This is a genomic window from Rudaea sp., from assembly GCF_036383415.1.
Lineage (GTDB): Bacteria > Pseudomonadota > Gammaproteobacteria > Xanthomonadales > Rhodanobacteraceae > Rudaea.
In genome coordinates, this window is the sequence record NZ_DASVOK010000052.1 from 1 (window position 1) to 14,034 (window position 14,034).

The following is a 14,034-nucleotide window of genomic DNA, read 5'->3' on the forward strand; positions in this document are numbered from 1 at the left end:
GACAGATAGTGACCCAGCGTTTCGCGTTCGCCGATCAGCTTCTGCTGCAGCGGCCAGTCATCGACGACGGGCAGCTTCACTTCGATCGGCGCCGCGGTGCTCGAACCGAAGATGTCGTCCTGTCCGCGTTCGAGATTCTGCGCCTGCTGCTCGGCAGCCTTCATCGCCTCGGGAATCTGCACCATCAGCGAGGCGCGGTTCGGCGCGAGCGCATCGAGCGCGCCCGACAACACGAGTGCTTCGAGCACGCGCTTGTTGAGCTTGGTCGGATCGACGCGGCGGCAGAAGTCGGCGAGATCCTTGTACGCGCCATGGCGTTCGCGCTCGCTCGCGATGCTTTCGCAGGCTGCGCGGCCTGCACCCTTGATCGCGCCCAATCCATATCTGACGCTGCCGTCGTCCTCGGCATGAAACATGTAGACGGAGGCATTGACGTCGGGCGGCGCCACCCTGACGCCCATCGCGCGCGCCTCGTCGAGAAAGTTGACGACCTTGTCGGTGTTGTCCATGTCGCTAGACAACACCGCGGCCATGAACTCGGCCGGGTAGTGCACCTTCAGCCACGCGGTCTGGTACGAGACCAGCGCGTAGGCCGCGGCGTGCGACTTGTTGAAGCCGTAGCCGGCGAACTTCTCCATCAGGTCGAAGATCGCGTCGGCCTTGTCGCCAGCGACGCTGTTCTTCGCCGCGCCGTCGCGGAAGATCTCGCGCTGCTTGGCCATCTCGGCCGGATTCTTCTTGCCCATCGCGCGACGCAGGATGTCGGCGCCGCCGAGCGAGTAGCCGCCGACGATCTGCGCCATCTGCATGACCTGTTCCTGGTAGACCATGATGCCGTAGGTCTCGGCGAGGACAGGTTCCACGCGTGCATCGGGATAGTCGATCGGCTCCTCGCCGTGCTTGCGCTTGCAGAAGCTCGGAATCTGCTCCATCGGGCCGGGACGGAACAGCGAGGTCAGCGCCATCAGATCTTCGAAGCGATCGGGCTTGGCCTCCTTGAGCATGCCCTGCATGCCGCGCGATTCGAACTGGAACACCGCGACCGTCTGCGCGCGCTTGAACAGCGCGTAGACCAGCGTGTCGTCGAGCGGCAGCTTGGCCATGTCGAGCAGCGGCTCGCCCTTGGCCTTGCGCCGAACATTGATGGCCTTCACCGCCCAATCGATGATCGTCAGCGTGCGTAGGCCGAGGAAGTCGAACTTGACCAGACCGACCGCCTCGACGTCGTCCTTGTCGAACTGGGTGACGACGCCCTCGCCGCCGCCTTCGGAGTAGAGCGGGGCGAAGTCGGTCAACGCGCTCGGCGCGATGACAACGCCGCCGGCGTGCTTGCCGGCGTTGCGCGTCAAGTCTTCGAGGCTCAGCGCGAGATCGATCAGCTCGCGCGCGTCGTCGTCGGTTTCGTAGAGGTCGCGGAAGTCGGCGACGATGCGGTCGGGCCGCTCGCGCGACTTTTTGCTGCGGCCGAGCGCGTCCTCGAGCGTGATCGGATCGGTCGGGATCATCGGGATGAGCTTGGCGATCTTGTCGACCTGGCCATAGCCCATGCCGAGCACGCGGCCCGCGTCGCGCAGCACGGCCTTCGCCGCCATCGTGCCGTAGGTGATGATCTGGCTGACTTTGTCGCGTCCGTACTTGCGCGCGACATAGTCGATCACGCTGTCGCGCCCGTCCATGCAGAAGTCGACGTCGAAGTCGGGCATGGAGATGCGTTCGGGGTTCAAGAAGCGTTCGAACAGCAGGCCGTAGCGCAGCGGATCGAGATCGGTGATGCCAAGGCTCCACGCGACCGCCGAGCCCGCGCCCGAGCCGCGCCCCGGCCCGACCGGAATGTCGTGCGACTTCGCCCAGTTGATGAAATCGGCGACGATGAGGAAGTAGCCGGGGAAGCCCATCTTCACGATCGTGTCGAGTTCGCGGTCGAGGCGCTTGATGTAGTCCTCGCGCGTGAAGCCTTCGGCGACACCGTGCTTGGCAAGGCGCATTTCCAGGCCGTCGTGCGCCTGCTTGCGAATGAACGTCTCGATCGTCTCGCCCGCGGGCACGGGGAAGTCGGGCAGGTAATACTTGCCGAACGAAAGTTCGAGGTTGCAGCGCTTGGCGATCTCGACGCTGTTCTCGAGCGCCTCGGGCAGGTCGGCGAACAGCTCGGCCATTTCCTCGGCCGTTTTCAGATACTGCTCGGCGGTGTAGTCGCGCGGCCGCTTCGGATCGCTGAGCAGGCGGCCCTGACGGATGCAGACCCGCGCCTCGTGCGACTCGAAATCGTCCTTCGTGAGAAAGCGCACGTCGTTGCTCGCCACGCAGGGCAGCTCGAGTTCGGCGGCGAGTTTCAACGCGCCTTCGACGAAATGCGGCTCGTCGGCGTGGCCGGTGCGGGTCAGCTCGAAATACCAGCGGTCGTCGAACCAGCGCAGCCATTCGCGCGTCGCGCTGCGCGCGGCGTCGTGCTTGTCGGCAAGCAGCAGGTGGCCGACATCGCTTTGCCGTCCCGCGAGCGCGATCAGGCCGGCGCTGCAATCGGCGAACCATTCGGGCCGGGCGAGCACGAAGTCGCCCTGGCGGCCTTCGAGGTAGCAGCGCGACACGAGCTTGGCCAGATTCAGATAACCCGCGCGGTCGAGGCAGAGCAGGGTGAGGCGAAACGGCCGATGCGCATCGTTCGGATTCGGCAGATACACGTCCGCGCCGGCGATCGGTTTGATCCCGTTCGCTTCGGCCGCGCGATAGAACTTGACCAACGCGAACAGGTTGCACTGGTCGGTGAGTGCGAGCGCAGGTTGCTTCGATTCCACCGCACGGCTGATCAGGTTCGCCCGGCTGCCCGCCTTGGCCGGATCGCCGTATTCGGGCTTGTCCGGCAGGCGGATCGTCGAGTCGACCAGCGAATAGTCGCTGTGGACGTGCAGGTGAACGAAGGAAGGCGTCATGGACAGCGCGGCGCGGATGAGCCCCGATTTTAGCAGGTCACGCCTCGCGTTCGATTCGAAGGCTCACCAGCGAAGTTGGCCGATCATGAAGACAGCCATCGTCGCGGCCTGACTGCCACCGGCTCCAGTCAGGTGCTTGCGGATCGACTTGCTTACTGGAACACGCCGATCTGCAACCCGGTCAGGCTGGGGCGCGCCACGCCCATGAACACAGGAGTTCCATGCCACTGACTCATGCACCAGAGGGTTACCGTGCCTGTTTGCCCGGATGGAACGATCGCGCCACCGCGGACGCTGATCTGAGGCCCTGGAGTGAATCCAAAGGACGGGACGCTTGGGTCCCCGGAAGACGGCGTTCGGATGCTGATCCAGGGGCTGCCGCCCATATAGCCACCGGTCGGATTGCGCAATTCACAATAGAACGCGGCGCTCTCGTCGCTGTTCTGCATGCTCCAAATAGCCTCGATGGTTGCAAAGACGACCCAGTTGCCAGCCCCCAGATTGATCGACGACACCTGCTTGATGAATCCATTCACGCTTGCCGAACCGTTGTCGTCTCCGCCGAAAGCTGCGGTCGAGATGCCGGCGGGGCCCGGAGGGCCAATGGGACCGGCAGGACCAGCAGGACCAGCAGGACCAGCAGGACCGGATGGTCCCGGCGGCCCGACGGCAGCAGCGCCGCAGGTCCAGTCGCTGCCGTTCCATTGCGCGATCTGATTGGCTGTGCAACTTTGCGGCAACCGATATGTCGGCGCGACGGCGAAGGTGGTGCCGGTGAGCGTGAGTCCGGTGGCGGCCGTGTAGGCGGGACTGCTGCCTGTCCCCGAGCACGGCCCGAGCAGGCCTGCGCCGCTCATGCACAAGCCGATGGATTGCGTAGCGGCGGCGGCCACACCGGGCAGCGTGATCGCGCCGGATTCCTGCACGCGCAGCCGCTCGTTGGCGCCGCTGGCGTCCTTGACGACAAAGCCGCTGGCGGCGGCAGGTTGCACGGTGACGTCGGCTGCATGCGCGACGAAAGTGCCGATCAACAGTGCGGTGCTGATCGCGAGGCGCAACGAAGTGGCTTGGGGCGACATGGTGGTTTCCTCGGTACGGTTCTGTTTTTTGCTTCGCAGGGATTCGTGTTTTCTCGTTCTCGCAGCAGCGAACGAGGGCAGGTGAATGGCGCGTCTACAAAAGGCGCGATCGTCGCCACGCGAAGGTGGCGAGCAATGCAGCGAGCAGTAGCGCGGCCCAGTGTCCGAGTGCGGGCGCGGGAACGGCGCCGCCGCCATTCCCGCCGATTGCAGCGCCGAACCAGTTGACGAGGTTGCCGGCATCGACGGAGTGGTAGGCGGACGGCGCGCCGGGCGCGATCGTGGCGCCAGCACTGGCATCGTTGTCGCGCGCGTTGACGTAGGCGATCGTCTGCGCGGCGCCTGCAGCGACGGTGAGGCGCGCCTTCGAGCCCGGCGTGGAACTGAGCACCTGCAGCAGGTTGCCGGCCGCGCCCTGCAGCGCGAACGCGTGCGCGATGCTTTGCGCGATGCCGGCGGGAAAGACGAGTTGCTTGCCGACAGACGAGCTGACGAGCAGGTCGTAGAACGCGCTGCCGCCCGTGACGTGACTGACGCCGTTGCCGCAGGCATCGCCGATCAGCATTTGTCCCGTGCCGGGCGCGAACGTGCCGGTGTCGGCGAAGTCGCCGCCGAGCGCGATGCGGCTCGATCCAGCGGCAAACGTTCCGCCCGCGGCGACGGCGAGATTGGCGATGCCGCTCACACCGGCGGCATTCGCGTTGGCGCCGCCAGCGACGTTCAGATCGGCGCAGCCGAGATTGATACTGGCATTGCCGAAGTCGACGCTGGAGCCCGCTCCAACCGTGACGCCTGATGCGCATGCCTGCATCGCCGAGAGAGCGAGAGCCGAGCCGGCGAGGAATGACGCGAGGCCAATGAATCTCCTCGTACTCGAAGCGCCTTGCATGGACGTGGACTCCAGTCAGCGATGGCGCTGCGTACACTATTCGCGATTTTCGCTGCTGGCGAGCGCATGATCGTGCGCATCCCCCCGCCGACGGCGCATGATCATGCGCTTCCGACAAAAATTTTTTGACTGTGTCTTGGGCAGGGAGTCTCGTCGTGATCGCGGCGAGAGCCGAAAGAATTGTCCGCAGGTCAGACCATGCCGTGACGCAGGGCGTAGCCGACGGCCTCGGCGACGTTGTGCACCTGCAGCTTGGCGTAGATGCGGCGGACGTGGCTGCGCACACCGTCGGTGGTGATGCCGTGGCGCGTGCCGATGTCGCGGTAGGAAAGACCGTCGACGAGTCCGCGCAGGATTTCGAGCTGGCGGTCGGAGAGGCCGAGATCAGGCGGCAGGTCGATGCCGGCGAACGAACGTTTCTGGCTCTCGCGCACGAGATTGAGCACGGTGCTCGCGACGGCGATGCTGAGCGGGGAGCTCTCCCGGCGCAACATGTCGAGTTTGGCGACCATATCCTCGCTGGTCGTGCCCTTGAGCAGGTAACCGTCGGCGCCGGCGCAAATCGCGGCCAGCACGTTGCCCGGATCCTCGAACACCGAGAGCACGACGATGCGCAACTGCGGGAACAACGCCTTGAGGCGGCGCGTCAGTTCGATGCCGTCGATGCCGGGCAGGCCGATGTCGGTGAGCACGAGATCCCACGGCACGGGTGCGCCGAGCTGGCGCGCCGCCTGCGCGGCGTCGAGGATAGGCTGCGCGGACGAATAACTGGCGAGGAGATCGAAACCCGGCAGACTGCGCAGCAGCGTGGCGAAGCCGTAGCGGAAACGCGGATCGTCTTCGACGGTGGCGAGACGCAGGATGTCGGTGCCGGCGATCATGCGCGTACCATGCGGCGCGGCATGCGAGTTGGCAAGCGCATGATCATGTGTCTCGTGTGCAGGGGATCAAGGACTGCGAGCAGGATAGGCTAGGGTGATGCGCGTGCCACGTCCGGCATTGCTTGCGACGGCGTAATGCGCGCCGATCGCGTCTGCACGGCGGCGCATGCTTTCCAGGCCGGCGCCGGCAAATTGTTCATCCGGTCGGAATCCCGCGCCATCGTCTTCGATCACGAGCACAAAGCCGGCATCGGCACCTGCTCCGAGACTTACGCGGACGCTGCCGGCATGCGCGTGCCGTGCGATGTTGTGCAGCGCTTCGAACGCGATCATGAGCGTATTGCGATGCACGTCGGAAGGCACGGGCACAACGGTGCCGCGATCGGGCAGGTGCAGTTCCAGGTTCGGCGCACCGTGGGTGAACAGGCGACGCGCCTGGTCGGCGATCTGCTCGCCGAGTTCGACGATGCCGGCCTTGCCGCTGCGCAGCGACCAGACCACCGAACGCAGGCCGCTCGACAGCAGACTGGCAAGGTCGCCGATTTCGCCGACAAGGCGTAGTTGTTCGCTCGCGCTGGAGCGTTTTGCCGCGCCGGCGAGCATGCCGATGCTGCCGAGGCCGGAGCCGATTTCGTCGTGCAGGTCCATTGCGATGCGCGTGCGCTCACGTTCGACGCGCAGTGCGGCGGCCACGCGCTGGCGCACGAACAGCGCGATCAGGCCGAGCACGGCGAGCAGGTACAAGACGTAGGCCCACCAGGTCCGATACCAGGGCGGCAGCACCTTGAAATCGATCGTGGCAGGCTGTTCCGACCAATGCTCGCCGTCGAGGCTGGCTTCGGCCTCGACGTGATAGTTGCCCGGTTCAAGCGCGGCGAATTGCAGGTGTGAGTCTTGGACCGGCGTGGACCATTTGCCGTTGTCGCCGAAGCGCGAACGAAAGCGCAGCAGGGAACGGTCGCGGTAGGTGAGTGTGGCGAATTCGAGTTCGAGACGATGGTCGGACGGCGCAACCTCGATCGGCGCCGTGAGATCGCGAACGTCAGCGTCGACCTGGGCATGCACCGCGATGACTCGAGGCACGCTCAGCGGAGTATCGCGCACCCTTTTCGGCACGCGCCAGATCCCGGTCAACCCGCCGATCCACACGTCACCGTCGGCGGTTTCGACGACCTGGTTCGTGTTGCCGGTGAGCCCGTGCCACGATGAGAGACGTTCGACGATTTGCCAGCCGTCCGCGCAGTCGTCGCAAGGACGCACGCGAGTCGCCGTACCTCCGCTCAGCCATGCGTGACCATCGGCCGCCGGGGCCAGGTGGCTGACCTTCGCGTCGGCGAAGTCGCGGTTGCCGGGCAAACGGCGCAGGCCGGTGTCGGCGCCGAGTTCGTATACGCTGAAGTCGCTGATCCAGAGGCGTTGGGCGTCGATACGCAGTGCCGAGTATGCATAGCCGAGTGCGGTACCGGATACCACGCATTCACTGACCGTCGTATTGCCGTCGTTGTCCGCCTGCAGACGGCAGACCCGATCGCCCAGAAGAGTCCAGGGTCGATCGTCCCCCGCATCGAACCAGAAGGGGTGTATGTCGTCGGGGGACAAGCCGGGAAAATTGATCCGTATGGCCTTGTCCCGGCCGGGTGCGAGGCGGAACAAACCTTCGTTGGTTCCCACCCAAAGCGTACCATTGTGGTCGGCCTCGCAATAAAGATGATGGCTCATGTCGACGGGGACCGGCATGTCGGCGATCGCCTTGAACTCCCCACTTCGAAACGAGGAGCCGCGCCAGGAATAGATCTTGTCCGCGAAGACAGCCGACACCTGCTGGTTGGGCGTGACACAGAGGACGCCTTTCAACGCATCCTGCACGAGCTCGCCGGTGGTTTTCTCTACGCGGTAAATGGACCAGTCCGGCGCCTGCACCCAGATCGTGTCCGCGGTTTGCCAGATTCCGACAACGCGGGCGTGCAGCCAATTCCAGGTATCCGGTTCGGGGAACTGCAGCAGGCCGGCGAACGTGCCGAGCCATAGGCTGCCCTCGCGATCGATCAGCAATGACCGGTATTTTCCAACGCCTTCGCTTACGGCCTTGCGACGGATGCGCCCGTCGGCTTCGACTGCGAGCACGCCGTGGATCGTCGCGATCCACAACGTGGAACCGCGCAGCTTCATGTCGACCGGGAATTCGTACTCGTCTTTTCGCAACTTGATGACCGCAGGGCGTTCGCCAGCCCTGATACGCATCACTTCCATGCTGGAATTCGCAAGCCAGGCGGAATCGTCGTCGCCGGCAAACCTGCGAAAGTCGCCTTGGGCAACAAGCTCTACGGGGCGATCGATGTGCAGTCGCCAGGCTGCCGCATTGGTAAGAACGACCACCGATTTGCCGGCTGCGTACACGTTGTCGAGCTTCTGCGATTTGGCGAAATCCAGTTCGACCCGTTGCCATTGCCGAGCGCCGTCCCGCAGCCACAATTCGTCGGCAAGAATGGCCCAGAGGTTGCCTTGCGCATCGAAAACGAAAGACTTCAGGTTCGCAATCGGTTTTCCGTCGGGACCGTGCAACGGCTCGCTTCCGGCGGATGTCCGCCTCCAAGCCTGCCCACTGAAACCGCCGATCAGCAATTCGTCGTTCGGGCCTTGGGCGAGCTGCGGGACTCCTTCATCAATCCGATCCGCGCTCCAGCGGATGAAGTTTCGCCCGTCGAAGCGGACCAGACCACTGCCCGTTCCGAGCCACAGGAAACCCTTGTCGTCCTGGACAAGCGTCCAGACTCCGTTGAAATTGAACCCGGCTGCCTCGTCGTAGCGGCGGGAATAACTGTCCTGCGCTTGCGCCGGCATGGAGCAGAGCATGAATGCCGGCCAGCAAACACCGACGAAGAACGCCACGAGCGATCGCCGAAATCTGGCGACGAGAACAGGTGAAAATGCTGGCTGCATGAGAGACCTTCCTTGTCGGATCGGTCGATCGCCGCAAGCTTAAGCCGAATTCATGAGACGGTCTAACGGTTCTTCGCCGCTACAGCGAACGCCTGTACACACCCGCGTTCGATGCGGTTTGCGGTGATGCGCTGGCCAATATCAGCCGATTATCCGGCTCGTCCTTCCGGAATTTCACAAATCATTACTTCGGATACACCGGCAGCGACGCTGTCATAAGCGATAATCCACGGATGCTTTCCATGATTTCGCCCATGCTCATTTTCGATCGGTTCGTGAAGTCCAGCGTTTGTACCGCAGTCTTGATCACGATGCTCGCTGCCTGCTCCAAGGCGCCGCCCGCATCCGCGCCCGTGGCGGTGCCGGTCAGTGTTGCTGTCGCTGCCGGCAAGACGGTGCCCGATCTGCTCGCCGCGGTCGGCACGGTCGAAGCGATCAATTCGGTCGCGGTGAAATCGCTCGTCGACGGGCAGTTGCTCGAGAGCCACGTCAAGGACGGCGACGAGGTCAAGGCAGGGCAATTGCTGTTCAAGATCGATCCGCGGCCGGCGCAGGCCTCGCTCGCGCAGGCGAATGCGGCACTGGCGAAGGACGTTGCCGCGCGCGAACTCGCCAAGGCCCAGGTCGATCGTTACGATCCGGTCGCGAAGAAGGGGTTCATTTCCGCCGACCAGATGCAGCAGTACCGCACCGCGTACGAGGCCGCTGCCGCGGCGGTGAAGGTCGATCAGGCCAACGTTGCCGCGACCCAGCTGACGCTGGGTTATACCGACATCCGCGCGCCATTCGCCGGACGCGCAGGGCGCATCCTCGTGCAGCCCGGCAACCTGGTGAAGGCCAACGACACGAATGCGTTGCTGACGATCAATCAGGTCGCGCCGATCTTCGTCAGCTTTGCCGTGCCGGGCGCCTACGTCGAGCGCGTGCGCGCGGCGCAGGCGAAGGGCGCGTTGCGCGTGCAAGCGCGCGGTGACGGCGTCACGACGCCGCAAGATGGCGACCTCGCCTTCGTCGACAACGCGGTCGATCCGGCGACGAACACGATCAAGCTGCGCGCGCAATTCGCCAACGCCGAGGAAAACCTGTGGCCGGGGCAATTCGTCAACATCACGTTGACCCTCGGCAGCGACGCCGACGCGGTCGTCGTGCCTGACGCGGCAGTGAAAGCGGGGCCGAACGGCAACTACGTCTTCGTCGTCAAGGCCGACAAGAAGGCCGAGCAGCGCGCAGTAACGGTCGCGCGCAGCGTCGCCGGCGAGTCGGTGATCGCGAAAGGCGTCGATGCCGGCGAGACGATCGTCGTCGATGGCCAGTCGCGCCTCATCGACGGCACGCCGATACAGATCGCCGAGGCGAAGCCTGCGGGCGAAGCCGCTGCGACGAAATGAGCGCGCGCGCATGAGCGTCTCCGAAATCTTCGTCCGCCGCCCGGTGATGACCACGCTGGTCATGATCGGCATCCTCGTGTTCGGCATCGCGGCGTATCGCCTGCTGCCGGTCTCGGACCTGCCGAACGTCGACTTCCCGACGATCCAGGTGCAGGCCTACCTGCCCGGTGCGTCGCCCGAGACGATGGGCTCGGCCGTGGCGACCGTGCTGGAAAAGCAGTTCTCCTCGATTCCCTCGCTCGACTCGATGACTTCTGTCAGCGGCATCGGCCAGACCCAGATCACGCTGCAGTTCACCCTCGACCGCAACATCGACGCGGCCGCGCTCGACGTGCAATCGGCGATCTCCGCGGCAGGCAAGCAATTGCCGCCGAACATGACCACACCGCCGACGTTCCGCAAGGTCAATCCGGCCGACTCGCCGGTGTTCTACATCGGCATGTCCTCGAAGACCTTGCCGCTGTCGAAGGTGGACGAGTACGCCGAGTCGCTGCTCGCGCAGCGCCTGTCAATGGTCGAAGGCGTGGCCCTCGTCAATGTCTACGGTTCGCAGAAATACGCGGTGCGCATCGATCTCGATCCCGGCGCGATGGCGACGCGCGGGCTCGGCATCGATCAGGTCGCGGCCGCAGTCGGCAGCGGCAACGTCAACCTGCCGACCGGCACGCTGTACGGCAGCGACCGCACCTACAGCGTCATGGTCGACGGCCAGTTCGCCGCGGCAAAACCCTTTGCCGACCTGATCGTCAGCTACAGGAACGGCGCGCCGGTGCGCCTCGGCGACATCGGCCGTGTCTACGACGGCGTGCAGAACGACAAGAACGCCGCGTGGTTCAACGGGCCGCGCGGCGTCGTGCTCGCGATCCAGAAGCAGCCGGGCGTGAACACGATCGCCGTGGTCGAACGCCTGCGCGCCGTGTTGCCGAGCTTCACCTCGCAATTGCCAGCGGGCCTCGAATTGAAGGTGTTCTACGACCGCACCGAAAGCATCCGCGCCTCGGTCGAGGACGTGCAGTTCACGCTCATGCTCGCGCTCGCCCTGGTCGTGCTCGTCATCTTCCTGTTCCTGCGCAACCTGTCGGCGACGATCATTCCCTCGCTCGCGCTGCCGATGTCGATCGTCGGCACGTTCGCGATCATGTATCCGTTCGGCTACAGCCTCGACAATCTCTCGCTGATGGCATTGACGCTCTGCGTAGGTTTCGTCGTTGACGACGCCATCGTCATGCTCGAGAACATCTCGCGCCACATGGAGATGGGCAAGCCGCCGCTGCAGGCGACGTTCGAGGGCGCGAAGGAAATCGGCTTCACCATCGTATCGATGACGATCTCGCTCGCCGCGGTATTCATCCCGATCCTGTTCATGGGCGGCATCATCGGCCGTCTGTTGCACGAGTTCGCGGTGACGATCGTTGCCGCCGTTCTCGTCTCCGGCTTCGTCTCGCTGAGCCTGACGCCGATGTTGTGCAGCCGCATGCTCAAGCCACACCATGGCGCCGATTCCGTCGAAAATCGGCACGGCCCGCTTTATCAGGCGTTCGAACGCGGCTTCGATGGCATGCAGGATATCTACCGGCGCACGCTGCAAGCCTGCCTCGCGCATCGTCGCCTCGTGATGCTCGCGTTCGCCGGCATCCTCGTTGCGACCGCATGGCTGTTCGTCTCGGTGCCGAAAGGCTTCCTGCCGAACGACGATACCGGCCAGCTGTTCGTGTTCACCGAAGCGGATCAGGACGTCGGCTTCGACGAGATGGCGCGCAAGCAGCAGCTGGCCGCGGACGTTGTGCATCAGGACAAGAGCGTGCAAGGCGTGCTGTCCTTCATCGGCGTTTCCGGATCGAGCGCGACGCTCAACCTCGGCCGCATGATCGTCACGCTCAAGCCGCGCAGCGAGCGCGGCTCGCCCGAGGAAGTGATCCAGCAACTGCGACCCAAGCTGCAGGGCATTCCGGGCTTCAAGGTCTATCTGCAGAACATCCCGATCATCCGCATCGGCGGCGTGCTGACCAAGACGCAGTACCAATACACATTGCAGGACACCGATACGAAGCAACTGTTCGATTCCGTGCCCAAGCTGGTCGATGCGATCGCGAAGCAACCCGGCTTCCAGGACGTGACCAGCGACCTGCTCATCGCCACACCGCAGGTCAATGTACGTATCGACCGCGATGCTGCTTCGGCCACCGGCGTCACCGCGGCGCAGATCGAGAATGCGCTGTACACGGCCTTCGGACCGGCACAGGTATCGACGATCTACACCTCGATCGATCAGTACTGGGTGCAGATGCAGGTCGATCCGACGAAGCAGGGCGATCCGAACATTCTCGGCCAACTCTACATCCACAGCAGCAACGGCAATCTCGTGCCGCTGTCGGCCGTGGCGAAGTTCGACAAGTCGGTCGGTCCAGCGACGATCAGTCATCTCGGCCAGGTGCCGGCGGTGACGGTCTCGTTCAACCTCGCGCCGGGCGTGTCGTTGAGCCAGGCGGTCGAGCGCATCAATGGCGTCGTCGCACAACTCAAGCTGCCGGACACGATCATCGGCTCGTTCCAGGGCACGGCGCAGGCATTCCAGTCGTCGATCGCGGGCATGGGCCTGCTGCTCGCGCTTGCCGTATTCGTGATCTATCTCGTGCTCGGCATCCTCTACGAGAGTTTCATCCACCCGCTGACGATTCTTTCCGGCTTGCCGACCGCCGCCTTCGGCGCGCTGCTCACCCTGATGCTGTTCCGCATCGACCTCAATCTCTACGCCATGGTCGGCCTGATCATGCTGATCGGCATCGTCAAGAAGAACGCGATCATGATGATCGACTTCGCGCTCGAGGTGGAACGCACGGGCGTGCCGCCCGAGAAGGCGATATTCGACGCCTGCCTCGTGCGCTTCCGTCCGATCATGATGACGACGTTCGCCGCGCTGTTCGGCACCTTGCCGATCGCGATCGGATTCGGTGCCGGCGGCGACTCGCGCCGCCCGCTCGGCCTTGCCGTCGTCGGCGGCCTGCTCACCTCGCAGGTGTTGACGCTGTACCTGACGCCGGTCATCTACATCTATTTCGACAAGTTGCAGAATTGGCTGCGCAATCGGCGCAGCGGCGGCGAGGTCGGTTCGGGTGCGATGCACGCAGCCGCACGTGATACGACGACATAACCGATTTGTCGCTGTGAACCAGGCTTGCGCCAGCGTCGCAAGCATAGCCGTTATGCACCCGTTTCCGACCCAATAAACCATTACGCCCTCGTTTCGCAATGATTGCGCAGCGGCTTGGGCGCAGATCGTCACGACGGACATTGGGTAACTGCCTGCCATGCGTAGAAATTTTGCTTGACGTGCTGTCGAAGCCAGCTGAACATTCCGCGCAACGCCCCGGATGCGGGTCTATATGTAGTTAGCGCTCAATGGCCTCCACTTCATTTTTGTTGTCGCGCCCAATCGTCATCGTACTCAACGCCGTTGTTATCCTCACTTGCATTCTGTTTGCGATAGGCGTTCTATTGCCAACATCACATCTTCATATTTTCGCCAAGTTGGTGTGTGCAATCGCTCCAGTGCTCACCATCTTGTTCTTCTTGCCACGCAGTCGTAGCAAAGCGTTGGCTGCCATTTCAATCGCGGCAAACCTCATTGTCTTGGCTTGTACGCTCATTTTCTTGTATCGCGTTGCAAATGTAAGTCTTACGCAATCGTTGGTCCTATTGGTTGCCACGCTGTTTGTTCTGCTGTTTCTTATTCCCGCTCTCAGCATGGCCGCAGTAGCGGCGCATTGGCCCTCGCGCAAATGAGCCCTAGATTCAACTTCTAAGTGCAACACCTAGCGGGACCGAGCGAGCACATCCCTCGGCGTCTTGAAGTTGTGCCGCTTGCGCGGCCTGTTGTTGAGTTGCCGTGCAATCTGGTCGCATTGAGCTTGGCTTAGCAATCTCAGG

The 14,034-nt window shown here is 63.7% G+C and carries 8 protein-coding genes and 1 pseudogene; 3 read left to right on the plus strand and 6 right to left on the minus strand.

What is annotated here, in order from left to right; translation table 11 throughout:
* The 6 genes and pseudogenes from dnaE to VF497_RS18490 all read right to left on the minus strand — a co-directional run.
* A partial coding sequence (gene dnaE, locus VF497_RS01755) for a DNA polymerase III subunit alpha (RefSeq protein ID WP_330885652.1) occupies window positions 1–2,930 on the minus strand: 2,930 nt, incomplete at its 3' end.
* Between the two features lie 152 nt (window positions 2,931–3,082).
* On the minus strand, window positions 3,083–4,009 hold the full coding sequence (locus VF497_RS01760) for a hypothetical protein (RefSeq protein ID WP_330885654.1): 927 nt from the start codon (window positions 4,007–4,009) through the stop codon (window positions 3,083–3,085).
* 94 nt (window positions 4,010–4,103) lie between these two features.
* A complete protein-coding gene (locus VF497_RS01765) occupies window positions 4,104–4,898 on the minus strand; it encodes a hypothetical protein (protein ID WP_330885656.1) in 795 nt (264 codons plus the stop codon).
* 191 nt (window positions 4,899–5,089) lie between these two features.
* A complete protein-coding gene (locus tag VF497_RS01770; RefSeq protein WP_330885658.1) occupies window positions 5,090–5,779 on the minus strand; it encodes a response regulator transcription factor in 690 nt (229 codons plus the stop codon).
* A gap of 66 nt (window positions 5,780–5,845) precedes the next feature.
* A complete protein-coding gene (locus VF497_RS01775; RefSeq protein ID WP_330885660.1) occupies window positions 5,846–7,948 on the minus strand; it encodes a histidine kinase in 2,103 nt (700 codons plus the stop codon).
* A gap of 582 nt (window positions 7,949–8,530) precedes the next feature.
* Window positions 8,531–8,719: pseudogene (locus VF497_RS18490) on the minus strand (hypothetical protein); the annotation flags it as partial.
* Between the two features lie 275 nt (window positions 8,720–8,994).
* Between VF497_RS18490 and VF497_RS01785 the strand changes: the two are divergent.
* The 3 genes from VF497_RS01785 to VF497_RS01795 all read left to right on the plus strand — a co-directional run bounded on the left by VF497_RS01785 (window position 8,995) and on the right by VF497_RS01795 (window position 13,890).
* Window positions 8,995–10,107, plus strand: coding sequence for an efflux RND transporter periplasmic adaptor subunit (locus VF497_RS01785; protein WP_330885664.1), 1,113 nt, complete (start codon window positions 8,995–8,997; stop codon window positions 10,105–10,107).
* A gap of 10 nt (window positions 10,108–10,117) precedes the next feature.
* The gene (locus VF497_RS01790; protein ID WP_330885666.1) at window positions 10,118–13,258 is read left to right on the plus strand and encodes an efflux RND transporter permease subunit; all 3,141 of its coding nucleotides are present in this window, start codon (window positions 10,118–10,120) and stop codon (window positions 13,256–13,258) included.
* Between the two features lie 248 nt (window positions 13,259–13,506).
* Window positions 13,507–13,890 carry a hypothetical protein gene (locus VF497_RS01795; RefSeq protein WP_330885667.1) on the plus strand — a complete coding sequence of 128 codons (384 nt, stop codon included), beginning with the start codon at window positions 13,507–13,509 and terminating at the stop codon, window positions 13,888–13,890.
* Window positions 13,891–14,034: the final 144 nt, after the last annotated feature.